The organism is Massilia sp. TWR1-2-2 (genome assembly GCF_049897565.1).
In the GTDB taxonomy this organism is placed as follows: Bacteria; Pseudomonadota; Gammaproteobacteria; order Burkholderiales; family Burkholderiaceae_D; genus JAFCUW01.
Genome location: NZ_JAFCWM010000014.1, coordinates 145,836 through 168,380, shown reverse-complemented (window position 1 = coordinate 168,380; position 22,545 = coordinate 145,836). Strand labels below are relative to the sequence as shown.

Genomic DNA, 22,545 nt, shown 5'->3' with positions numbered 1-22,545 from the left:
ACCGCCAAGCTCAACGGACTCGAGCCATTACGCTGGCTCAGCGATACACTCGAAAAGCTGCCCACCTGCCCGAACAGCAAGATCGACTCCTTGCTACCGTTTGCACAGTCTACCCAGTCCTAAACCGCATTCATAGGTGGGTGGGCCGGACGCTTACTCTGATCCGGTTTACTTTTTGGGTCAGACCCCGGATTTGTTGGCGTGGGCGAATTCCCCCGCGTCGGAACCCTGCTGTTGCGTCGGAACCCTGCTGTTGGGGCGACGCCTGCTGCCGGGTTACCTGGCCGTAGTTGCTTCTTCGATGACGCCGGCGGCGAGGAAGGCGTCGATCTCGGCGTCGCTGTAGTTGTATGCGCGCAGCAGTTCGCGCGAATGTTCGCCCAGCATTGGCGCCGGCCGGTCGATGCGGGTCGGCGTCCGGGAGAAATGGATCGGACAGCCAAGCGCCTTGGTCGCGCCGGCCTGCGGGTGCACCAGGTCGACCACCATCTGGCGCGACAGCGTCTGCGGATGGGTCAGCGCTTCTTCGATCGTGTGTACCGGGCCGACCGGCACGCCGGCGGCATCGAGCACCTCGATCCAGTGGGCCTTGCTGCGCGTGACGACGACCTCGTTCATGCCGGCGATAAGCGCGTCGAGGTTTTCCATGCGCGCCGAATTGGTCGCGAAGCGCGGATCGTCGCGCCATTCATCGTGGCCGAGCGCGCTGGCGATGCGTTCCCAGTTGCCCTGGTTGGCGCCGCCGATATTGATCCAGCCATCGCTGGCGCGAAACGCCTGGTAGGGCGCCGTCAGCAAGTGCGCCGAGCCGGTCGGGCCGGACGACTCACCAGTTGCAAAGTAGATCGCCGCCTGCCAGTAGGTCTGCTGGATCGCCGCTTCCATCAGCGACGTGTCGACCACCTGGCCTTCGCCCGTCTTGAGCTTGTGCACGTACGCGGCAGTGATGCCGGCCACCGCCAGGATGCCGGCGTTGATGTCAGCGATCGAGTTGCCGGTCTTGGCCGGCGCGCGGCCCGGCTCACCGGTGACCGACATCAGCCCGGAAAAGCCTTGCGCGATCAGGTCGAAGCCTGGCTTGTCGCCGTACGGGCCGTCGCGGCCGTAGCCGGACACGGCGCAGTAGATCAGGCCGGGATTGATTTTGCTGAGCACGTCGTAGCCGAGACCGAGTTTTTCCAGCGTGCCCTTGCGGTAGTTTTCGGTCAGCACGTCGGCGTCCTTGACCATCGTCAGCAAGATGTCCTTGCCTTGCGGGTGCTTCAGGTTCAGCGCGATGCCGCGCTTGTTGCGGTTCAGGATCATGAACGGGGCCGAGACGCCGTTCACGCGCGGCTCGCGGTAGCCGCGCGCATCGTCGCCGCCAGGCAGCTTTTCGACCTTGATGACGTCGGCGCCCATGTCGGCGAGCATCATGCCGCAGGTCGGTCCGGCCATGATCTGCGCCAGTTCGAGCACGCGCAGGCCGGCCAAAGGCCCGGTGTGGGCAGCTTTGTTGGTCATCAGGTTCCGGTCCACTGAGGTTTTTGCTTTTGCAGGAACGACGACACGCCGATGCCGAAGTCGGCACTGTCGTAGGCGGCGCGGATCAGGTCTTCGCCGCCCGGCAGGTTCTCCTGCGCCAGGCGGCGGATCGCTTCTTTCGAGACGCGCATCGTCACCGCGGCGTGGCTAGAGAGGCGCCTGCACATCTGCGCCACCGTCGCATCGAGCTCGCTCGGCTCGGCGATCTCGGTGACGAAGTCGAAGCCTTCGGCTTCGCCGGCGGTGATGGTTTCGGCCAGCAGCAGCATGCGCTTGGCGCGCGGCACGCCGAACGCGGCCACCACGCGCGCGATGTTCGACATCGACAGGCAGTTGCCGAGCGTGCGCGCGATCGGCACGCCGAACGACGCCTCGGGCGTCGCGATGCGAAAGTCGCAGGCGGCGCAAATGGCAAGGCCGCCGCCGATCGCCCAGCCTTCGACGATGGCGATGGTCGGCATCGGCAGCCGCTCGATCTGGCCGACGATCTGGTCGATGGTTTTTTCGTAGGCCACGCCGTCGTCACCGCCCTTGAAGGTGGAGAACTGTTCGATGTCGGTGCCGGCCACGAAGACCTCGCCGCCGGCGCCGCGAAAAGTGGCCACGCGGATGCTGGTGTCGCCGGCGATCTGGGTGCAGATCGCCGCCAGCTGCTCGTACATCGGCCAGGTCATCGCATTGCGTGCTTCCGGCCGGTCGATCAGGATGGCGGCAACGCCATCGCGGATGGTCAGGTGAACTTTGCCCGTCTGGTCACTCATGATCGTACCCTCCGCAAGTTGAACTCCAGGACTATGACGCCAGCGCGCGCGCCAGCACGCGTGCCACGTGCACCGCTTCGCGCTGCTGGCCGTCGTCGCCGCGCGTGCCGTCGGCGATCTGGTGCCGGCAACTGGTGCCGTCGGCCACCACCAGCGCATCGGCGGGGGCGGCGCGCACGGCCGGCAGCAGGGACAATTCTGCCATTTTCATCGACACCTCGTAATGCGCCGCTTCGTAACCGAAGCTGCCGGCCATGCCGCAGCAGCTCGACTCGATCAGCTCGACGCTCAAGCCAGGGATCAGGCCAAGTACCGCCTGCACCGGACGCACCGCGTCGAACGCCTTCTGGTGGCAGTGGCCATGCAGCAGTGCGCGGCTGACAGGCAAGGCCTTCAGTGCCAGCTTCAGGCGGCCGGCGGCATGTTCGCGGGCGAGGAATTCTTCGAACAGGAATGCGTGCGCGCCGAGCGCTTCGGCGTCCTTGCCCAGGCCCATGACGAGGAACTCGTCGCGCAAGGTCAGCAGGCACGACGGCTCGAGTCCGACCACCGGGATGCCGCGCGCGATGAAAGGGCGCATCGCGTCGACGACGCGGCGCGCTTCGGCCTTGGCCTCGTCGACCAGTCCGCTGGCGAGGTAGGTGCGCCCGCAACACAGCGCGCGGTCGGGCTCGGCGTCGCCGGCGGCCGGGCGCGCCACGTGGACCTCGTAGCCGGCCGCTTCCAGCACCTGCAGGGCGGCGATCGCGTTCTCGGACTCGAAATAATTGTTGAAGGTGTCGGCGAACAGCACCACCGTGGCGTCAAGCGGATTGGCGCGCGGCGCCACATGGCGCATGAAGGTGTCGCTGCGCCAGGTCGGCAGCGAACGCTTCGCCGACAGGCCGAGCAGCTTTTCGGTCAGCGCGGCGGCGCCGGGCAGCGTGTTGCGCAGGTTGGCCAGCATCGGCAGGCGCGCTGCCCACGGCGCCCAGCGCGGCAGGTTGGCGATCAGCCGGTCCTTCAGGCTGAGGCCGTGCTTTTTCTGCCAGTGGAATAAAAATTCGGTTTTCATGCGGGCCATGTCGACGCCGGTCGGGCAGTCGCGCTTGCAGCCTTTGCAGCTGACGCACAGGTCGAGCGTCTCGCGCATTGTCTCGGACGTGAAGCCGTCGGGGCCGAGCTGGCCGGACAATGCCAGGCGCAGCGTGTTGGCGCGCCCGCGCGTGAGGTGCTGCTCGTCCTTGGTGACGCGGTAGCTCGGGCACATGGTGCCGGCGTCGAACTTGCGGCAGTGGCCGTTGTTGTTGCACATGTCGACGGCCTTGGCGAAGCCGCCGGCCGGGTCGCCGCCGGTGCCTGGCACGCTTTCCTGCTCCGTCACCGGATCGGTCTGCACGTTCCAGGCCGACCAGTCGAGCGCCGGCTTGAGCGCGACCGGATCGTAGCCCGGCTTGAAGCGAAACAGCGAGGTGTCGTCCATGCGCGTGGTGCGCACGATTTTGCCGGGATTCATCAGGCCGGCCGGATCGAACAGGTCCTTGATGTCTTCGAATGCCTTGATCAGGCGCGGGCCGAACTGCCACGCCACCCATTCGCTGCGCACCAGGCCGTCGCCGTGCTCGCCGGAGAAGGCGCCCTTGTACTGGCGCACCAGGGCGCCGGCTTCTTCGGCGATGGCGCGCATCCTGGCCGCGCCGTCGCGGCGCATGTCGAGGATCGGGCGCACGTGCAAGGTGCCGACCGAGGCGTGGGCGTACCAGGTGCCGCGGGTGCCGTGGCGGGCGAACACTTCGGTCAGGCGGCTGGTGTATTCGGCCAGATGTTCAAGCGGCACCGCGCAGTCTTCGATGAACGACACCGGTTTGCCGTCGCCGCGCATGCTCATCATGATGTTCAGGCCGGCCTTGCGCACTTCCCACAACGCCTTTTGTGCATTCGCGTCGACCATCTCGACGACGCTGCCGGGCAGGCCGAGGCTGGCCATCAGCTCGACCAGCCTGGCCAGGCCTTCGGTTTGTTCGTCGAGCGAGGCGCCGGCGAATTCGACCAGCAGGATCGCCTCCGGCGCGCCGATCAGCGCTTTGTCGATGACCGGGCGGAACGCCGGATTGTCGCGCGCCAGCTCGATCATGGTGCGGTCGACCAGTTCCACCGCCACCGGCGCCAGGGTGACGATGTGGCGCGTCATCTCCATCGCCTGCACGAACGTGGGGAAGTTGATCACGCCGAGCGTCTTGTGCGTGGGCAGCGGCATCAACTTGAGCGTGACGCGGCGGGTGACCGCCAGCGTGCCTTCGCTGCCCACCAGCAGGTGCGCGAGGTTGACGCTGTTGTCCGGCGTGTACGGGCGCTCGCTTTGCGGATGGTAGACGTCGATGTTGTAGCCGCCGACGCGGCGCAGCACCTTGGGCACCATGCGTGCGATCTCGTCGTGCTCGCGCGCGGCGATGGCGCGCAGGCCGTCGAGCAGGGCGCGCACGGCCGGCGTGGCGTCCCGCAACATCGCCTGTTCGTCCTGGAAGCGCACTTCGGTGCCGTCGGCCAGGATGGCATCGATCGCCTCGACGTTGTGCACCATGTTGCCGTAGGCGATGGAGCGCGAGCCGCACGAGTTGTTGCCGGCCATGCCGCCGATGGTGCACTGGGCGGCGGTGCTCACATCGACCGGGAACCAGACGCCGTGCGGCTTGAGCCAGGCGTTCAGGTGGTCGAGCACGATGCCCGGCTGCACCGTCACCGTCATGGCGGCGAGGTCAAAGTCGGTGACCTGGTTCAGGTATTTGCTGTTGTCGATGACCAGTGCTTCGCCGACCGTCTGGCCGCACTGGCTGGTGCCGGCGCCGCGCGACAGGATCGGCACGTTCATGTCGCGCGCGATGGCGATGGCCGTGGCGACGTCTGCTTCGGTGCGCGGCACGAACACGCCGACCGGGTCGACCTGGTAGATCGACGCGTCGGTGGCGTAGCGCCCGCGCGAGGCGGCATCGAACAGCCCCTGGCCGCCGGTCTCGGCGGCCAGGCGGCGGGCCAAAGCTTGCCGGTTCATGCTGGTGGCGAGCTGTTCGCTCAACTTGATCGGTGCGGCCGCTGGTGCATTCATTGGTTCAGGATCCCGGTGTTGCCTTCGAGCCGCGCAGGTCGGCGACGACGGTGTCGCGCTTGGTCAGCAGGTGGTGTTCGAGGATGGCGCGCAGGGCCTCGCCGTCGCGCCGCTCGAGCGCGTCGAGCATGGCGCTGTGTTCCTTCATGGCGGCGTTCCACTTGTCCTGGTTGAAGTTGGAGCGGAACCGCAGGTTCTGGATGCGCGCATTCATTTGCAGGTAGGTGCTGGTCAGCACGGCATTGCCGGCGCTGGCGTTGATGCGGTCATGGATGACATGGTTGCGCTTGTAGTAGGCGGCCAGGTCGCCGCGCGCATGGGCGGCCATCATCTCGTAGTGCAGGGCGCGAATTTCGTTGATCTCGGCGTCGGTGATGCGCTGGCACGCCAGCAGGCCGGACAGGCCTTCAAGGGCGCCGAGCACTTCGAACGTCTGCTCGATGTCGGCCACCGACAGCTCGGCGACCTGGGCGCCGCGGTTCGGCAGCAGCTCGATGAGGCCTTCGCCGGCGAGCACCTTGAACGCTTCGCGCAGCGGCGTGCGCGACACCATCAGCTGTTCGCACAGCACCCGTTCGTTCAGGCGCGTGCCTGCCGGCAGGGTCCCTTCGATGATCATGTCGCGCAGCCGCAACGTGACCGCCGAGGCCAAACCCTGGCGGTCGATGCCGGCGGCGCGCGGCGCGGCGGCGGGGAGGTCGGAATGAGGTAAGGCTTCAGTCATGAGAGTATTGTATACGATTTGTGGGTGCGCACGCACTTATCTCGGCTGCGGCCGGACCACCATAACTCCCCAGTAAATGCTGCGGTTGCAGCATGTATTTGCGTCTAAAAAGTGCTTGACTCAGGCCGTTTTAAGTATATTGTATGCAAAATATTCTGCGTATTGAACTGATCCGGCGCGCGCGCTTAACCCTAGGAGTGGCCAATGTTGAAGTTGAATTCCCATCCATCCGGCAGGCATTTCCTGCAGATTCCCGGTCCCACCAATGTGCCAGACCGCATCTTGCGGGCGATGGATTATCCAACCATTGACCATCGCGGGCCGGAGTTCCAGCAGCTGGGCAAAAAGATTCTCGGCCAGATCGGCAAGATATTCCAGACCGGGCAGCCGGTCGTGATCTATCCGGCGTCCGGCACCGGCGCCTGGGAAGCGGCGCTGGTCAACACGCTGTCGCCTGGCGACACGGTGCTGATGTACGAGACCGGCCACTTCGCCACGCTGTGGAAGAAGATGGCCGACAAGCTGTCGCTCAAGTCCGAGTTTGTCGGCGACGACTGGCGCCGCGGCGTCGATGCCGCCAGGATCGAAGCGCGCCTGCGCGAAGACAGCGGCCATGTCATCAAGGCGGTGGCGGTGGTGCACAACGAAACCTCGACCGGCGTGACGTCCGACATCGCCGCGGTGCGCCGCGCGATCGATGCGGCCGGCCACCCGGCGCTGCTGCTGGTCGACACCATCTCGTCGCTCGGCTCGCTCGACTACCGGCATGACGAATGGGGCGTCGACGTCACCGTCGCCGGCTCGCAGAAAGGGCTGATGCTGCCGCCCGGCCTGTCGTTCAACGCGGTGTCGCAGAAAGCCATCGCGGCGTCGAAGACGGCGAAGCTGCCGCGCGCGTTCTGGGCGTGGGACGAAATCATCGAGGCGAACAACAACGGCTTCTGGCCGTACACGCCGGCCACCAATTTGCTGTACGGCTTGTCCGAGGCGTGCGACATGCTGTTAGAGGAGGGCATGCAAAACGTGTTCGCCCGCCACCAGCGCCATGCCGAAGCGACGCGCCAGTGCGTGCGCGCCTGGGGCCTGGAAATCCTGTGCCAGAACGAGGCCGAATACAGCGGCGCGCTGACGGCGGTGGTGATGCCGGTCGGCGCCGACGGCGAGCGCTGCAACGCCGACGCATTGCGCCGTGTAATCCTGGCCAACTTCAACATGTCGCTCGGGCAGGGCTTGAACAAGCTCTCCGGCTGGGTGTTTCGGATCGGCCACCTGGGCGACTTCAACGACCTCACCCTGATGGGCACCCTGGCCGGCGTCGAGATGGGCCTGGTGCTGGCCGGCGTGCCGCACAAGGCCGGTGGCGTGGCGGCGGCGATGCAGTCGCTGCAGCGGTCGGCCGTTGCGGTGGCGGCGCAGCCAGCCTGAGTTTCACCTTTCATTGAGCACTTCCACATAAGCGGCCACAGCCGCAACAGGAGACGACAACATGAACATCACCATCAAGCAGACACTCGCGATCACCGGTTTGGCCCTTGGCATGTCGCACGCCGCTGTGGCCAACGCGTGGGAGCCGACCAAGTCGGTCGAATTCATCGTGCCATTCTCGGCCGGCGGCGCGACCGACCAGATGGCGCGCCAGATCCAGGGCATCATCACCAAGAACAAGCTGATGAGCCAGCCGATCGTGGTGCAGAACAAGGCCGGCGCCAGCGGCGCCGAGGGCTTGCTCGACATTCAGAACACGCCGGGCGACAACCACCGCCTGGTGGTGTCGTCGTCCGGCCTGTACACGGTGCCGCTGGCGACCGGGCTGGCGTTCAACTGGCGCGACCTGACGCCGGTGGCGATGGTGGCGCAGGACGAGTTCGTGCTGTGGGTCAACGCTGAAACCCCGTACAAGGCGCCGATGGACTATTTGAACGAAGTGAAGAAGACGCCATCCAAACTCAAGATGGGCGGCACCAGCTCGAAGCGCGAAGACCACATCATCACCGCGCTGGTCGAGAAGAAGGCCGGCGTCAAGTTCATCTACATCCCGTACAAGGGCGGCGGCGAGGCGGCAACCCAGCTGTCGGGCAAGCACATCGATTCGAACACCAACAATCCGTCCGAGTCGATCTCGCAGTGGCGCGCCGGCCAGCACCGCGCGCTGTGCCTGTTTGCCGACAAGCGCAGCTCGTACACCGACAAGGTGACCGAGACGCAAAGCTGGGCGGACGTGCCGACCTGCAAGGAAAAGGGCCTCGACGTGCAGTACCAGATGCTGCGCGTGTTCATGTTGCCCGGCAAGGTCGCGCCGGACGTGACCAGGTTCTATGTCGAGCTGCTGCAGAAAGTGATCGCCACGCCGGAGTGGAAGGCCTACGTCAAGAACAACGCACTGAAGCCGACCGTCATGGTGGGCGAAGAACTGCGCGCCTACATGGGCAAGGACGAGCAGGCGCACCGCGAGATCATGAAGGCGGCCGGCTTCCTGGCGCCGTGATCGGTACAGGAGGGCATACACGAGGAGATCGAACATGAGCACCCAGGAAGAAATTCACGGCAGCGTGGCAACGTCGCCGGCGGTCATCACCAGGCGGACCGCCGAGATCGCCGTCGGCTTCATCGTGATGGCGTTCGCGCTGCTGGCCATCATCAGCAACTACCAGCTGGGGGCGGGGTGGAGCGACGACGGTCCGCAGGCGGGCTATTTTCCGCTGCGGATGGGCGTGGCGATTTTTATCGCCAGCATCGTCGTCATCTACCAGGCGGTGCGCAAGAACGACCGCTCGGCGTTCGTCGAGCAAACCCAGCTGAAACTTGTGGCAACCGTGCTGCTGCCGCTGGTGGTGTATATCGCGGCGATCAAGTATGTCGGCATCTATGTGGCGTCGACGCTGTTCATCGGCATCTTCATGCGGGTGGTGGGCAAGTTCGGCTGGGCGCGCTCGGTGCTGACTGCGCTCATCATCAACGCCGCCCTGTTCTGGGTGTTTGAAATCATGTTCAAGGTGCCGCTCCCGAAGGGCCCGCTCGAACAGATGTTCGGTTACTGATCGGATTTGACGCATGGATGACTTTAATTCACTGATGCATGGTTTTTCGATCGTCTTGTCCTGGCAAAACATCGGACTGATGATCATCGGGATCTTGCTGGGGATCGTGGTGGGCGTGCTGCCTGGCCTGGGCGGGCCGAACGGCGTGGCGATCCTGCTGCCGCTGACGTTCGCGATGAATCCGACCTCGGCGATCATCCTGCTGTCGTGCATCTACTGGGGCGCGCTGTTCGGCGGCGCCATCACGTCGATCCTGTTCAATATTCCGGGCGAGGCGTGGTCGGTCGCCACCACCTTCGACGGCTATCCGATGGCGCAGAACGGCCAGGCCGGCGAGGCGCTGACCAGCGCGTTCACCGGTTCGTTCATCGGCGCGCTGGTGGGCGTGCTGATGATCACCTTCCTGGCGCCGCTGGTGGCGAAATTCGCGCTCAGGTTCGGGCCGCCCGAATTTTTTGCGGTCTACTTCCTCACCTTCTGCAGCTTCATCGGCATGGGCAAGGAACCGAAGGGCAAGATCGTCATCGCGATGTGCGTCGGCTTCGTGCTCGCCGCCGTCGGCCTCGACACCATCTCCGGCCAGCTGCGCATGACGTTCGGCGCGCCGGTGCTGCTGCGCGGCTTCGACTTTTTGGTGGCGGTGATCGGCCTGTTCGGCATCAGCGAAATTTTGATGACGATCGAGGAGGGCCTGGCGTTTCGCGGCAAAAACGGCAAGATCGACCTGAAGATCGTCATCAAGACCTGGGCCAAGATGCCGCGCCACTTCATGACGCTAATGCGTTCGTCTGCGATCGGCTGCTGGCTGGGCATCACGCCGGGCGGCGCGACGGCGGCATCGTTCATGGGCTATGGCGTGGCCAAGAAGTTCTCCAAGGATCCGGACAGCTTCGGCAAGGGCAACGTCGAGGGCGTGCTGGCGCCGGAAACCGCGGCGCACGCCGCCGGCACCAGCGCGCTGCTGCCGATGCTCGCACTCGGCATTCCAGGCTCGGCCACGGCGGCGGTGCTGCTCGGCGGCCTGATGATCTGGGGCCTGCAGCCTGGTCCCTTGCTGTTTGTCGAACAGAAGGATTTTGTCTGGGGCCTGATCGCCAGCATGTACCTCGGTAACATCGCCGGCCTGATCATCGTGCTGGCGTCGGTGCCGCTGTTTGCCGCCATCCTGCGCATTCCGTTTTCGATCATTGCGCCGGTGATCCTGGTGGTGTGTGCGATCGGCGCCTTCACGGTTCACAATGCCGCCTTCGACATCTGGCTGATGCTGGCCTTCGGCATCGTCGGCTATGTGTTCAAGAAGCTCGACTATCCGCTGGCGCCGCTCGTGCTGGCGCTGGTGCTGGGCGACCGCGCCGAGGATGCGTTCCGCCAGAGCATGCTCGCCTCGCGCGGCGGACTGGACATCTTCTGGGCCAACGGCCTGGTCGGCACCATCATGACCTTGGCGCTGGTTGGCCTGGCGTGGTCGCTGCTGAGTGGGGCGCGCAACAAGATGCGCCAGCGCGCTGCCTGAACGAGCGCACGCAAGGAAACGCCCGTGGGCCATTCGGCGCACGGGCGTTGTTTCGTTTCAGTGCGCGGCCATTGGCCGCGCGAAGTGATCAGGTCTTGCCTGGCCCCGATGGCTTTGCGCCTGCGGTGTTGCCGTCTTTCGGCGTCTGCGACTGCTGATTGCCGTCTTTGCCGCCGGACGACGAACCTTGATTGCCAGACTTGTGCGAACCGCTCGAACCTTGCCAGTTACGCACGCTTTCGCTGTGGTCGGAATCCTTGCCGCTCTGATGTTGGTTGCTCATGCCTGTTCTCCTGTGTTGTTGAAGGCTGCGGTCGCCGGGATTGACGCCGAAGCGCACAGCCGGTGGACAAATGATGAACCTCTTGTAACAATTTGCGAATAGGAACTCTACTGTCGCGGGCGTAGGAAAATGCGCCTAGTTTCCGGAATTAAATTTGCCGCGCCGATTTACGGGCTGTTACAAATGTTGCCGGCTGCTAGCACCGGCCAGGCCGATCCCGTCCTACAGTGAGGTCATCTGCGATCGGCGGGCAGCACGACAGGAAAACATCATGCATATCTATTTGAAGACATTGTTGGCGGGCGCGCTTGCGCTGGTCGTATCGCAAACGGCGTCGGCGTCGACGCAGGTGATGATCGGCATTCACGCCGGCCCGCCGGTGTACGATCAGCCATATCGCGTGCAGCCGCTGTACGGTCATGCTCCCGATTACTATGTGGCGCCGCGCGGCTACGGCTACGAGGAGCCGGCCTGGCGCGGCCGTCACGAGTGGCGCGCGCGCCGCGCCGCGGAGATGCGGCGCCAGGAATGGCTGCGGCGCGAAGAATGGCGCCGCGAACAATGGCGGCGGGAACAATGGCGCAACGACCACTGGGGCGACGACCACTGGGGCGACGACCACCGGCGCGGCGATTACCGCTGGGATGGCCGGCGCTAACCGAACCCGTAATTGTCGCCATACTCACGCACAAAGCTCTCGCCAGGGAGCTTTGTGCGTTGGCGGCGCTTGTCATCACGCTGAAGTATTTCGGAGTCAAAATCAGTTGCTCCCCAGAATCGCCCGTGGTGCATCCTCCAACTCCGAATGCCATCAATGAACATAACAAAATTCAACACCGGCGCGCGCGTCATGCTGTCGTTCGCCGTGGTGCTGCTGATCATGGCGACCATGACGGCGGTCGCTTTGTGGCGTCTGCAGGCGGCGGACGATACGACATCGAGCCTGGTGCGCGAAAAGCTGGCGCGGCGCCAGCTGACGTCCGAAGTGCTGGCGTTGTCGCGCCTGAACGGCACCCGGGTAGCGGCCATCGCGCGCAGCGACAGCCTTGAAGTGACCGACTATTTCCAGGCGCAGCTGGCCGGCGGCGAAAAGGCGCAGGTCGCCCTGGAGGCGCAGCTGGCCGCGCTGGTGCCCGATGCGGCCGAGCAGGGCTTGCTGGCCGACGCAGCCGCCGCCCGGAGCGCCTACCTGGCGGCGCGCGCGCAACTATTCAACCTGAAAGACAGGGGCCGCACGCAGGACGTCGCCACGCTGGCCGACGGCGCGCTCGAAACGTCGTTCAAGCGCCATGCCGGCGCGCTCGAAGGCCTGCTGGCCTACCAGTCGCAGCAGGCATCGATGGTCGCCACTGAATCGGGCCGCCAGTTCGCCGCCAGCAAGATGCTGATGCTGGGGCTGGGCGTGTTCGCGCTGGTGGCCGGTGTCGTGCTGGCGTCGGCGCTCACGCGCAGCATCGTCAGGCCGTTGCGCGCCGCCGTGGCGCAGATCGTTCGTGTCGCCGGCGGCGACCTGACCACGGCCGGCGCCAGCGCCAGGACCGATGAGATCGGCCAGCTGCTCGCCGCACTTGGCGAAATGACCGCGCGCCTGGCCGGCACCGTGGCGCAGGTGCGTGGCGGCGCGGTGGCGATGGATGTGGCGTCGGCGGAAATCGCCGCCGGCAATGCCGACTTGTCGTCGCGCACCGAGAAGCAGGCCGGCACGCTGGAAGAAACGGCGTCTTCGATGGAAGAACTGACGGCGGCCGTCAGGCAAAACAGCGCGCACGCCGGCGAAGCGAACCAGCTGGCGCTGCACGCCTCGGCGGTCGCCGACAAGGGCGGCAAGGCAGTTGCCGATGTGGTCGATACGATGACGGCGATCAGCAGTTTTGCGGCCAAGATCGTCGACATCACCGGCGTCATCGACGCCATCGCATTCCAGACCAACCTGCTGGCTTTGAATGCCGCAGTGGAGGCGGCGCGGGCGGGCGAGCAGGGGCGTGGCTTTGCCGTCGTGGCGAGCGAAGTGCGCAACCTGGCGCAGCGCTCGTCGGTGGCGGCGCGCGAAATCAAGATGCTGATCGGCGATTCGGTGGCGCAGATCGACAGCGGCCGGCGCCTGACCGAGGCGGCCGGCAGCACGATGGAAGACATCGTGCTCAGCGTGCGGAAGGTGGCGGCAATCATCGGCGCCATCAGCGCGTCGAGTGCCGAGCAGGAAGCCGGCATCGAGCAGATCAACAGCGCGATCGTCGACATGGACGCGGTCACGCAGCAGAATGCGGCGCTGGTCGAGCAGGCGGCCGCGTCCACCGAGGCGCTGCATGACCAGGCGGCGGAACTGGCGGCGCTGGTGGGGTATTTCCGGCTGGAAGAGTTGCCGGTTGCACGGTTGTTGGTGCCGATGCTTGAGCTGACCGGACAAAGCTGCCGCAGCGCCGTGTCAGGGCCGCGAACAAGGACATCGTACGCAGGCTATGTGACGACCTGATTACCTGGAGTACGGCACGCTCGTTCAAGGCAACTATGCAAACTGCCGACGCCAAGTGCAATGGCGCCGCATGACACAGCGACGAACTGACTGAGTACAGATGGTAGGGTTCCCGCCTGCGCGGGAAGTCGGGTTCGCCAATGGCGAGGACGACGGTTGTGGGGTTAGCAATTTACTGCTTGCTGTAACGCTGTGCCGCCGATTACAGCGCGGCGTCGAGCTCTTCGCCGAGGCCGTGCTGGGCCGCGCGATGCAGCGCGACATCGAGCGCGTCCATGAACTCGACCACGTTGATCGGCTTGGTCAGGTAGCGGAAGAAGCCGGCGTCGATGCCTTTTTCGATGTCGCGCGGCACCGCGTTGGCAGACAGCGCCATCACCGGGATGTGCGCCGTGGCCGGATCGCTCTGCAGCACCTTCAGCGCGCCATAGCCGCTCATGCCCGGCAGGTTGATGTCCATCAGGATCAAATCGGGCTGGCAGGCGCGCGCCAGCACAATGCCGAGGTGCGCGTTGATGGCGGTCAGCAGCTTGAGGTCGGTGCGCCGCTCGATCAGCAGCTCGACCAGCGCAAGGTTGGCCGGGTTGTCTTCCACGTACAGCAAGGTGCGCTGCGTCGACGGCGTGGTCGCCGGCAACGGCACGTCGACGTCTTCTGCCGGCGCCGCGACTGCCAGCGTACTGAGTGCCGGCTCATGCGCGGCGGCGAACTCGACCCAGAATTCGGTGCCGATGCCAGGCGAACTTTCCACCCCGATCTGGCCGCCCATTAACTCGACCAGCTGCTTGGTGACGACCAGGCCGATACCGGTGCCTTCCTCGGCGCTGTCTTCCTGTCCGAGGCGATTGAACGGCTGGAATAACTGGGCGATCTGCGCGGGGGCCAGGCCGGCGCCGGTGTCCTTGACGTAGACGCGGACGCGGTTCTCGCCAACGGCCAGGCAGCGCACCGTGACCATGCCGCCAGGGCGGTTGTACTTGATGGCGTTCGACAGCAGGTTGATCATCACCTGCTTGACGCGCGTCAGGTCGGCGTGGATGTAGACCGGCGTGCCGACGGCCGGGAACACCAGCGCGATGTCGCGCTTGTCGGCCTGCGCGCCGATCAGGCCGCGGCAATCCTGCAGCACTTCGGCCAGGCACATCGGCTCGGACGAAATGGTGACCTTGCCCGATTCGATCATCGCCAGGTCGAGAATTTCGTTGATCAGGCGCAGCAAATACCAGCCGCCCTTGAGGATGTGCTGGATCGAGCGCTGCTGCGACGGCGTCGGCGGCGGCGTCTCGGACTCCATCAGCTGGGCGAAGCCGAGCACGCCGTTGAGCGGCGTGCGCAGTTCGTGGCTCATGCTCGACAAGAATTCCGATTTGGCCAGGTTGGCTTTTTCGGCTGCCGCCTTGGCGCTTTCCAGTTCGACGTTGTTGATCTGCAGCGTGCGCTCGAACTGCTTGCGGTCGGTGACGTCGCGCGCGGCGGCGAACACGCCTTTCAGGTTGCGGTCGCGATCGTAGAAGGTGGTGGCGTTGTACGACACGACCGTCTCCTTGCCGTCGCGCGCCAGCGCGGTCAGCTCGTAATTGGTGACCTTGCCTTCGCGCAGCACGCGCTTGATGCCGGCCTCGGCGCGCGTCTGGTCGGTGAAATAGTTCTTGAACGGCGCGCCGATCAGCTCGTCGCGGGTGCAGCCGGTCAGCTTTTCCATCTGATGGTTGACGTCGCTGATGATGCCGCGCGGGTCAGTCGTCATCAGGGCGTCGATGTTCGATTCGATCAGCGAGCGGGTGTAGAACTGCTGGTCGCGCAGGCTCTGGTCGAGCAGCGCCTGTTCTTCCTCGACCTGCTTGCGGGCGGTGTTGTCGGTGCCGATCAGCAGGTAGCCGATGATGGTGCCCTGGTCGTCGCGCAGCGCGGTGACCGACACGATCGCCGGGAAGCGGCTGCCGTCCTTGCGGATGTAGGTCAGCTCGTAGATATCCTCGATGCCGCGCGAGGCCTTGAACACGAGCGCCTCGAATCCCGGCGAAATCGCTTCGCCCAGCTCCGTGCTGAGCGACTCGGCCCGTTCGATGACTTCCTGCGGGTCGGAGATGTTGGCCGGGGTGATCTTGTCGACGACGTCGGCGGCGGTGTAGCCGAGCATGCGTTCGGCGCCGACGTTGAAAATCTGGATCACGCCCTGGGCGTCGGTGGCGATGCTGGAGAAGTTGGCGCTGTTGAAAATGGCCGTCTGCAGCGCGCCGGCGCGCACCAGCGCTTCCTCGGCTTCCTTGCGGGCGGTGTTGTCGGTGCCGATCAGCAGGTAGCCGATGATGGTGCCCTGGGCGTCGCGCAGCGCCGTGACCGACACGATCGCCGGGAAGCGGCTGCCGTCCTTGCGGATGTAGGTCAGCTCGTAGATATCCTCGATGCCGCGCGAAGCCTTGAACACGAGCGCCTCGAAGCCGGGCGAAATCGCTTCGCCCAGCTCCGTGCTGAGCGACTCTGCCCGTTCGATCACTTCCTGCGGGTCGGAGATGTTGGCCGGGGTGATCTTGTCGACGACGTCGGCGGCGGTGTAGCCGAGCATGCGTTCGGCGCCGACGTTGAAAATCTGGATCACGCCCTGGGCGTCGGTGGCGATGCTGGAGAAGTTGGCGCTGTTGAAAATGGCCGTCTGCAGCGCGCCGGCGCGCACCAGCGCTTCCTCGGCTTCCTTGCGGGCGGTGTTGTCGGTGCCGATCAGCAGGTAGCCGATGATGGTGCCCTGAGCGTCGCGCAGCGCCGTGACCGACACGATCGCCGGGAAGCGGCTGCCGTCCTTGCGGATGTAGGTCAGCTCGTAGATATCCTCGATGCCGCGCGAGGCCTTGAACACGAGCGCCTCGAAGCCGGGCGAAATCGCTTCGCCCAATTCCGTGCTGAGCGACTCTGCCCGTTCGATCACTTCCTGCGGGTCGGAGATGTTGGCCGGGGTGATCTTGTCGACGACGTCGGCGGCGGTGTAGCCGAGCATGCGTTCGGCGCCGACGTTGAAAATCTGGATCACGCCCTGGGCGTCGGTGGCGATGCTGGAGAAGTTGGCGCTGTTGAAAATGGCGGTCTGCAGCGCGCCGGCGCGCACCAGCGCTTCCTCGGCTTCCTTGCGGGCGGTGTTGTCGGTGCCGATCAGCAGGTAGCCGATGATGGTTTCTTCGGCGTCGCGCAACGCGGTGACCGACACCACCGCCGGGAAGCGGCTGCCGTCTTTGCGGATGTAGGTCAGTTCGTAAATGTCTTCGATGCCGCGCGAAGCCTTGAACACGAGCGCTTCGAAGCCGGGCGAGATCGGCGTATCGAGTTCGGTTGTCAAGGTCTTGGCGCGGGCGATCACTTCCTGCGGGTCGGAGATGTCGGCCGGGGTGATCTTGTCGACGACGTCGGCGGCCAGGTAGCCGAGCATGCGTTCGGCGCCGACGTTGAAAATCTGGATCACGCCCTGGGCGTCGGTGGCGATGCTGGAGAAGTTGGCGCTGTTGAAGATGGCGTTTTGCAGCGCGCCGGCCTTGATCAGGGGCAGCGGACTGCCGGCCGGTCCGGCCGCCACGACGCGCAGCTTCAGGCTCAGCACCACCATCACCAGGAAGGCGACAAACAGCAGGCCGCTGACGACCAGCACCGGCACGGCGTCGAGCGGCTCGACATTGGCGCGCATGGCGAGCAGGCCGATGACGAACAGGCCGGCGGCGGAAGCGCCAAAGCCGGCCAGGGATAGCCGGTCGACCGACCGCTTGGAAATCGTTTGCATGGGAAAAGCCTGGGCTTGGATAAGACTGAGCGCCAGCCTCGGCTCAAAGAAGGTAACGGCGAAGCCGTGTGGAACGTGACGCGCGCCGGTGGAACAACAAGGCACCGTTGCAGAGTACCACATCCGGGGCTGAAAATGGCATATGGAAAAGTTGCATTTAATCATGTCCAAAATGGGACACTTGACGCAGCCGTGTCCGATTCTTCTACATTCTTGACTTCGCCGGTTCGATGGGACTATGTTTGCTTTATCCCCGGCAATTGGGGGCAAACCGAAAATAGACGAACTACCGATTGGAGATATGATGAATCTTCGTAAAACGCTGCTGGCGGCATCGATCGCGGCCCTCCCCCTGATGGTGTGCGGCCAGGCCAGTGCCGGACAACTGATGGGAGCGCCTGCCGTGCAATCGCAACAAGATAAAGCCAGCCTGGTCGCCCAACTCAACTCGCAGCGCGGCAAGCTCGGTCTCGACAACCGCCACGGCTTCGTCGTCGCCAGGCAGCACCCGGGTGTCGAGGGCACCACCATCAGCCGCGCCGACCACACCTTCAAGGGCGTGCGCGTGTTCCAGTCCGAGTCGGTCGTCGTCAGCGGCCCGCGCGGGGCCATCATCAGCGAATCGGTGTCCGACCGCCGCGGCGGCCTGAAGCAGCAGGACATGGATGTCGCGCCGTCGGTAGCGGCGCAGAGCGCCATCGACAAGGTGATCAAGTCGGTGGCGCCAAACGGCGCCCACGCCGCGCCGCCGAAAGCTGAACTGATCATCTACCCGGTCATCAAGGAAGTGCGCGTGGCCAGCGCCGCCAACAAGGCCGAAGCGGACTTGAACGCGGTCGATCTCGAGGAAGTGGTCGACAGCTACCAGCTGGCCTGGCTGGTATCGACCCGCATGACGGTCGGTAACAAGCCGGTGTTCCACGACACCGTCGTCAGCGCCCGCGACGGCAGCGTGCTCGACCAGTGGAGCATGGTGCAGACCGTGATTGGCGTGGGCAACAGCCAGTACAACGGCAGCGTGCCGATCAGCACCTCCTTGTCGGCCACCACGTATTCGATGAAGGACGCCACCCGCGGCGTCGGCGGCACTTTCGGCGCCATGGCCATCACCAACGCCAACCACACCACCAGCGCCGGCGCCGTCTATACCAACACCAGCAACACCTGGGGCGACGGCCTGCAGTACGTCAGCGGCGGCAGCACCACCAATGCCAACGGCCAGACCGCGGCGGTCAACGCCATGTGGGGCCTGATGAATACCTACGACATGCTGAAGAACACGCTCGGCTGGCAGTCGCTCGACGGCAACAACACCTCCACCTACATCGCCGCGCACGTCAACACCGCCTACGACAACGCCTACTACAGCGACACCTGCAAGTGCATGTACATCGGCGACGGCGGCGCCTCGTTCAACAACCTCGGCTCGATCGACGTGATTGGCCACGAGATGGGTCACGGCGTCACCAACGCCACGTCCAACCTGGTCTACCGCGCCGAGTCGGGCGGCCTGAACGAGTCGGCCTCCGACATCCAGGGCGAAGTGGTGGAAGCGTACGCGCGCGCCGGCGGCACCGGCACGGTGATCCCGAACACGGGCAATGATTGGATGGTCGGCAAGGAAATCGCCAAGAACGGCCTGCCGCTGCGCTACATGACCAAGCCGAGCAAGGACGGCGGTAGCCCGAATGCCTGGAGCAGCTCGATCAAGCGCCTCGACGTGCACTACAGCAGCGGCCCGAACAACCGCATGTTCTACTTCCTGGCCCAGGGTTCCAGCGCCACGGTCGGCAGCGACACTTACAGTGCCTACCTGACCAAGGCGCCGCTGGCGATGACCGGCATCGGCACCGACAAGGCGTTCCGTATCTGGTTCAAGGCGCTGACGACCAAGTTCACGTCGTCGACCAACTACGCCGATGCGCGCCTGAAGGTGCTGGCGGCGGCGCAGGAACTGTATGGCGTCGGCAGCGTGGAGGAGAAAGCGGTCACGCGCGCCTATGCGGCGATCAACGTCGGCCTCGACATCGCCGAATAACAGCTGATGCTGTAACAATGCAGTGAGCATGCCGCCGCGCCTTTGCCGGCGCGGCGGCAGGACAGCCCCGAACACGCGATGCCGCCGGCAGGGCGTATTCGGGGCTGTTTGCGTTGGCTATGCCACCGCCAACTCGGGGGGAGCACCGAGCGCTGCTCGCAGCAGCAGCTCTTAGGCGAACCGATCCGATCGGCGTCGATTGCCCAGCGTCAGACTAGTCGTTCGACAGATAACGGCTCGCAACGCCACTGAAACGGCGCAGCCACTGCTTGAAGCGGCTTCAACACGCGTTCACGTTCTGCACGGGCAGCGCACTGTCGACCGGCCGGCCACCCGGCTGACTGATCTACAGCGCCGGATAGGCGAGAGGCATCAGTAGCCGGCGAACTATCGGCAGCGGCCACATTCGGGCCAAGACATTTCAATGGTAATCACCGGACCAGGCCGCGTTCATTGCGCTCCAGTCGAAGCCTTGGTCGCTTCCGCGCTGGGCGAAGTGGCGCGAAATAGCTTCCCGGCATGGCCTCGAGTTGGACAACCCGACAACCTACGCAATACCAATCAATACAGGCTTGACGTACAGATCCATGACACCTCGCAATGTGAAAGATTGAACGAAATATAACCTACGTTGGTCTTCTGACACTTGAAAGGTCTGTCGTGAAAACCTCCCTCTCCGCAATAATCATGGGCGCGCTGTGCGCCGCCCTGTGCTCATCGGCCCGCGCGGCTTCACCCACCAAAAGCGTCACGTTGACAGCGCCCCCGGCGCCGGTCGTCAAGAGTAAGCCGGCGCCCGGAGTGGCAACTCCCGTCAAGCAAACTCTGCCCGCGCCGGCAAGGGTGCTGCGTCTGCCAAGCCAGGCGGGCAAGGTCAGCCAGGTGATTCCAACCACCCTGGTTGCAAAATCTCCAAGTTGGATCGCCAAGGGGCATAAATACTACAGCCTGTGCTCCCCCAGCCGCCACCTGGTCGCCTGCGCTCCGATCGCACCCACCGCCTTGATGAAGGACATCGAGGTCGGCGCGCGTCGTGGGCCAAAGGGCGAGCCTATCCTGACGTTCAAGATCACGCCCGGTATGAAGGTCGAACCCAAGCGCATGCGCTACGTGGTCGCCCACTTCCTCGCGCGCACGAGAAAGCAGGTCAAGCACTTCAACCGGATGGAGGTGTCGTATGCGCCGCGACCCGTTGAAAACTCGCTGCGGGTCGGCGCCACCGCCAGCCTGGTTGACGCCGGCAACGGCAGCGGCGGCAACGGCGGAAGCACTTGCAACTACGACGACGAAGGCAGCTACGATTGCGTGGGCGGCGGCTACGAGGGCGGTGGCGGTGGCGGTGAGGAGAACTATGATCCGATCCCGGTCACCCCTGCGACCAACGATTGCCAGTTCAACTGCGAATACCCATCGGGCAACGACAATGGCGATGGCGACCCATGCCTAAACTCCGCCGGCCAGAACATCTGCCAGGTGGTCGTCATCACAGGCCAGCGTCCAGAGCCGGATGAAACTGAGACAGTCGGCTGCCGGCCGATCAATGCATTTACATTTGAATGTGGCGGCAGAGGCGGCCTGCCGGTCATCGGTGGTGAGCCGGAGCAGCTGCCGGGGCGCACGCCGTGGTTCCCACAAGCGATGTGCAATGTTGGCACGATCTTCTGTTCGGAGAGGCAGGTGCCGGATAATGACCGGAGCGGCAAATCCTCAACATCAGGGAAATCGATGACGGAATTGTATGAAGTGTGCGAAGCCATTGAGGAGGTTGAACGGGCTGTTTGCAATGCTTATAGCAGCGAAATGGACTATCGCAGCCGGAAAGCTTGTGAAACCAAAGCCTTTAACCGCATGGTTGCCTGTTACAGCACGGCGCGCGAATTGACCGGCAACGGCACGCATCTGGCACCCTGATTTTTAGTCTTTCCGCCTAGCGGGGATTGCCCCTGCTAGGTCTTCATAGAAACAAGGAAATCGCTATGCCATCCATCAAGGAAGTAAAAGTCACCGTGGGCTTTGCCGACAAGAACGGCCAACCCGCGCTCGTCATGACCCGTGACGACAATCAGAACTTCAATTTCGTGCAATGGCTAATGCACCGGCATGAGTCTGCGGGCTACGTCGCTCTTTGCCAGAATCTAGGCGACACGGTATTGCGCATGCTTGCCCTTGCCCACTCCGCCGAATTTGCCAAGACCCCCGCGCTGGTTCCGCCCCGGCAGGATGTAAGCGAGCCGTATGGCCTGGTCCATGCGCTAATGCACCGGTCTTACAAGGAACAAACAACCGACTATGTCCAGACCATTGATCTGCTTATGGAGAAAAACGCCGATGAACTCAGCGATACCGAGTTGCCTGAAATTTGGCAAGCCGCGCGGCTTCAATTGATAGAAATCTTCCCGCCCAAGTAGCGAGAGCAACATGTCTAAAAACAAGGGATGGAGAATGTAATCATGATCGAAGAACCAAAGACGGCGCACTCGCGGTCAACGGCGACAACGGCGAGCGCGTCACGCTGATGGTGTCGCGCAGCGACGGCGGTGGATTACCAAGCCGCTTGCACTGGGCGCGTCGGTGACATGGCGGGAACCATCTCGCCAAGGTTCCAACTCGCCAATGGAGAATCCTTATGCTACCTAACATAACCATCAGGCTTGTGAATAAAAACAGCGAGCCGACGCTAGTCATTACGCGCAACGATAGCGACCGGCTAAACTTGATTCAATGGCCGATGAGCCAGCTTGAACCGGCAGGCTACCAGCCACTATGTCAAATTATCGGCGATAGGGCGATGCGTATGCTCGCTGTCGTTCAACATGACATGGAGCACACATGATCCTCTCACCCAACATCATCATATCTTTGACCGCCAGCGAAGACGGCGAGCGCCATTCTGTGCTGGTTCGACTTGACGAAACCAAAGTCCAAAACAGCCTGCACCACGATCTCGGTCACGTCGAGCGTGAAGGTTTCCTATGCGCTGGCGCGCGCCCGCCCCGATGTGTTCAACAAATACCCGCTGCTGCTGCCACCGCCACTGCCGCACAAGGACCCGCATCAATTGGTGATTTTGCTGCTATACCGCGCAGGCAGAGAAGAGACCGGCGACTACACGCGCGCGCTCGACACCGTGTTTCAGCGCCATCCGGAAGAACTGGCCGGACTGGCCGACTCTTGGGCGCTGCTGCGCCCGACATTGCCTCCTGCCCCGGAGTAGTCCGGGCCGGCAGAGGCTACATTGGCAGCGGCAGTAGTAGAAGGTGGTGGCGGGGGCGGCAACGACCCTGTCCTAGTACGATCACGTTGCGCGATCCAGGGTAATGTACTTCCAAATGCGAGTACTCCAATA

General features: G+C 64.2%; 17 protein-coding genes. 11 read left to right on the top strand and 6 right to left on the bottom strand.

Annotated elements, in window-relative coordinates; genetic code table 11:
* The coding region (locus ACP7DD_RS15420; protein WP_426175710.1) for a transposase domain-containing protein at positions 1 to 123 on the top strand (123 nt) is incomplete at its 5' end.
* A 153-nt stretch (positions 124 to 276) separates the two neighbouring features.
* Here ACP7DD_RS15420 and ACP7DD_RS15415 read toward each other — a convergent pair.
* The 4 genes from ACP7DD_RS15415 to ACP7DD_RS15400 are packed head-to-tail and all read right to left on the bottom strand — an operon-like array spanning position 277 to position 6,091.
* A complete protein-coding gene (locus tag ACP7DD_RS15415) occupies positions 277 to 1,503 on the bottom strand; it encodes a CaiB/BaiF CoA transferase family protein (protein ID WP_426175702.1) in 1,227 nt (408 codons plus the stop codon).
* Positions 1,503 to 2,285, bottom strand: coding sequence for an enoyl-CoA hydratase/isomerase family protein (locus ACP7DD_RS15410; protein WP_426175701.1), 783 nt, complete (start codon positions 2,283 to 2,285; stop codon positions 1,503 to 1,505). Before ACP7DD_RS15410 ends, ACP7DD_RS15415 begins: the two co-directional genes overlap by 1 nt.
* Positions 2,286 to 2,316: 31 nt before the next feature.
* The gene (locus tag ACP7DD_RS15405) at positions 2,317 to 5,367 is read right to left on the bottom strand and encodes an FAD-binding and (Fe-S)-binding domain-containing protein (protein WP_426175700.1); all 3,051 of its coding nucleotides are present in this window, start codon (positions 5,365 to 5,367) and stop codon (positions 2,317 to 2,319) included.
* Between the two features lie 4 nt (positions 5,368 to 5,371).
* A complete protein-coding gene (locus ACP7DD_RS15400) occupies positions 5,372 to 6,091 on the bottom strand; it encodes a GntR family transcriptional regulator (RefSeq protein ID WP_426175699.1) in 720 nt (239 codons plus the stop codon).
* Positions 6,092 to 6,295: 204 nt separating this feature from the next.
* On the opposite strand from ACP7DD_RS15400, the gene ACP7DD_RS15395 reads away from it, so the two are divergent.
* The 4 genes from ACP7DD_RS15395 to ACP7DD_RS15380 all read left to right on the top strand — a co-directional run bounded on the left by ACP7DD_RS15395 (position 6,296) and on the right by ACP7DD_RS15380 (position 10,642).
* Positions 6,296 to 7,516 (top strand): pyridoxal-phosphate-dependent aminotransferase family protein, encoded by a 1,221-nt coding sequence (locus tag ACP7DD_RS15395; RefSeq protein ID WP_426175698.1) that lies wholly within the window; start codon positions 6,296 to 6,298, stop codon positions 7,514 to 7,516.
* Positions 7,517 to 7,577: 61 nt separating this feature from the next.
* Positions 7,578 to 8,576, top strand: a complete 999-nt coding sequence (locus ACP7DD_RS15390; protein WP_426175697.1) for a Bug family tripartite tricarboxylate transporter substrate binding protein — start codon at positions 7,578 to 7,580, stop codon at positions 8,574 to 8,576.
* Positions 8,577 to 8,610: 34 nt separating this feature from the next.
* Complete coding sequence (locus tag ACP7DD_RS15385; RefSeq protein ID WP_426175696.1) at positions 8,611 to 9,129, top strand: tripartite tricarboxylate transporter TctB family protein; 519 nt, start codon at positions 8,611 to 8,613, stop codon at positions 9,127 to 9,129.
* A gap of 13 nt (positions 9,130 to 9,142) precedes the next feature.
* The gene (locus ACP7DD_RS15380; protein ID WP_426175695.1) at positions 9,143 to 10,642 is read left to right on the top strand and encodes a tripartite tricarboxylate transporter permease; all 1,500 of its coding nucleotides are present in this window, start codon (positions 9,143 to 9,145) and stop codon (positions 10,640 to 10,642) included.
* An 88-nt stretch (positions 10,643 to 10,730) separates the two neighbouring features.
* Here the strand turns inward: ACP7DD_RS15380 and ACP7DD_RS15375 are convergent, their stop codons facing one another.
* Positions 10,731 to 10,925, bottom strand: coding sequence for a hypothetical protein (locus ACP7DD_RS15375; protein WP_426175694.1), 195 nt, complete (start codon positions 10,923 to 10,925; stop codon positions 10,731 to 10,733).
* A 271-nt stretch (positions 10,926 to 11,196) separates the two neighbouring features.
* Here ACP7DD_RS15375 and ACP7DD_RS15370 point away from each other — a divergent pair, with 271 nt between their 5' ends.
* Positions 11,197 to 11,583, top strand: a complete 387-nt coding sequence (locus ACP7DD_RS15370) for a hypothetical protein (RefSeq protein ID WP_426175693.1) — start codon at positions 11,197 to 11,199, stop codon at positions 11,581 to 11,583.
* 156 nt (positions 11,584 to 11,739) lie between these two features.
* On the top strand, positions 11,740 to 13,398 hold the full coding sequence (locus ACP7DD_RS15365) for a methyl-accepting chemotaxis protein (RefSeq protein WP_426175692.1): 1,659 nt from the start codon (positions 11,740 to 11,742) through the stop codon (positions 13,396 to 13,398).
* 202 nt (positions 13,399 to 13,600) lie between these two features.
* Here the strand turns inward: ACP7DD_RS15365 and ACP7DD_RS15360 are convergent, their stop codons facing one another.
* Positions 13,601 to 16,990 (bottom strand): PAS domain S-box protein, encoded by a 3,390-nt coding sequence (locus ACP7DD_RS15360; RefSeq protein ID WP_426175709.1) that lies wholly within the window; start codon positions 16,988 to 16,990, stop codon positions 13,601 to 13,603.
* 475 nt (positions 16,991 to 17,465) lie between these two features.
* Between ACP7DD_RS15360 and ACP7DD_RS15355 the strand changes: the two genes are divergently transcribed.
* The 4 genes from ACP7DD_RS15355 (at position 17,466) to ACP7DD_RS15340 (ending at position 22,413) form a co-directional block, all read left to right on the top strand.
* Positions 17,466 to 19,199: a M4 family metallopeptidase gene (locus ACP7DD_RS15355; protein WP_426175691.1), complete on the top strand. Its 1,734-nt coding sequence runs from the start codon at positions 17,466 to 17,468 to the stop codon at positions 19,197 to 19,199.
* Between the two features lie 660 nt (positions 19,200 to 19,859).
* Positions 19,860 to 21,110, top strand: coding sequence for a hypothetical protein (locus ACP7DD_RS15350; RefSeq protein WP_426175690.1), 1,251 nt, complete (start codon positions 19,860 to 19,862; stop codon positions 21,108 to 21,110).
* A 65-nt stretch (positions 21,111 to 21,175) separates the two neighbouring features.
* Positions 21,176 to 21,607, top strand: coding sequence for a hypothetical protein (locus tag ACP7DD_RS15345; RefSeq protein WP_426175689.1), 432 nt, complete (start codon positions 21,176 to 21,178; stop codon positions 21,605 to 21,607).
* A gap of 497 nt (positions 21,608 to 22,104) precedes the next feature.
* On the top strand, positions 22,105 to 22,413 hold the full coding sequence (locus ACP7DD_RS15340; protein WP_426175688.1) for a hypothetical protein: 309 nt from the start codon (positions 22,105 to 22,107) through the stop codon (positions 22,411 to 22,413).
* The last annotated feature ends 132 nt before the right edge of the window (positions 22,414 to 22,545 follow it).

Bases quoted from the DNA above. Each gene is read 5' to 3' on its own strand.
- ACP7DD_RS15415 (WP_426175702.1), bottom strand. From the start codon at position 1,503: ATGACCAACAAAGCTGCCCACACCGGGCCTTTGGCCGGCCTGCGCGTG.
- ACP7DD_RS15410 (WP_426175701.1), bottom strand. From the start codon at position 2,285: ATGAGTGACCAGACGGGCAAAGTTCACCTGACCATCCGCGATGGCGTT.
- ACP7DD_RS15405 (WP_426175700.1), bottom strand. From the start codon at position 5,367: ATGAATGCACCAGCGGCCGCACCGATCAAGTTGAGCGAACAGCTCGCC.
- ACP7DD_RS15400 (WP_426175699.1), bottom strand. From the start codon at position 6,091: ATGACTGAAGCCTTACCTCATTCCGACCTCCCCGCCGCCGCGCCGCGC.
- ACP7DD_RS15395 (WP_426175698.1), top strand. From the start codon at position 6,296: ATGTTGAAGTTGAATTCCCATCCATCCGGCAGGCATTTCCTGCAGATT.
- ACP7DD_RS15390 (WP_426175697.1), top strand. From the start codon at position 7,578: ATGAACATCACCATCAAGCAGACACTCGCGATCACCGGTTTGGCCCTT.
- ACP7DD_RS15385 (WP_426175696.1), top strand. From the start codon at position 8,611: ATGAGCACCCAGGAAGAAATTCACGGCAGCGTGGCAACGTCGCCGGCG.
- ACP7DD_RS15380 (WP_426175695.1), top strand. From the start codon at position 9,143: ATGGATGACTTTAATTCACTGATGCATGGTTTTTCGATCGTCTTGTCC.
- ACP7DD_RS15375 (WP_426175694.1), bottom strand. From the start codon at position 10,925: ATGAGCAACCAACATCAGAGCGGCAAGGATTCCGACCACAGCGAAAGC.
- ACP7DD_RS15370 (WP_426175693.1), top strand. From the start codon at position 11,197: ATGCATATCTATTTGAAGACATTGTTGGCGGGCGCGCTTGCGCTGGTC.
- ACP7DD_RS15365 (WP_426175692.1), top strand. From the start codon at position 11,740: ATGAACATAACAAAATTCAACACCGGCGCGCGCGTCATGCTGTCGTTC.
- ACP7DD_RS15360 (WP_426175709.1), bottom strand. From the start codon at position 16,990: ATGGTGGTGCTGAGCCTGAAGCTGCGCGTCGTGGCGGCCGGACCGGCC.
- ACP7DD_RS15355 (WP_426175691.1), top strand. From the start codon at position 17,466: ATGAATCTTCGTAAAACGCTGCTGGCGGCATCGATCGCGGCCCTCCCC.
- ACP7DD_RS15345 (WP_426175689.1), top strand. From the start codon at position 21,176: ATGCCATCCATCAAGGAAGTAAAAGTCACCGTGGGCTTTGCCGACAAG.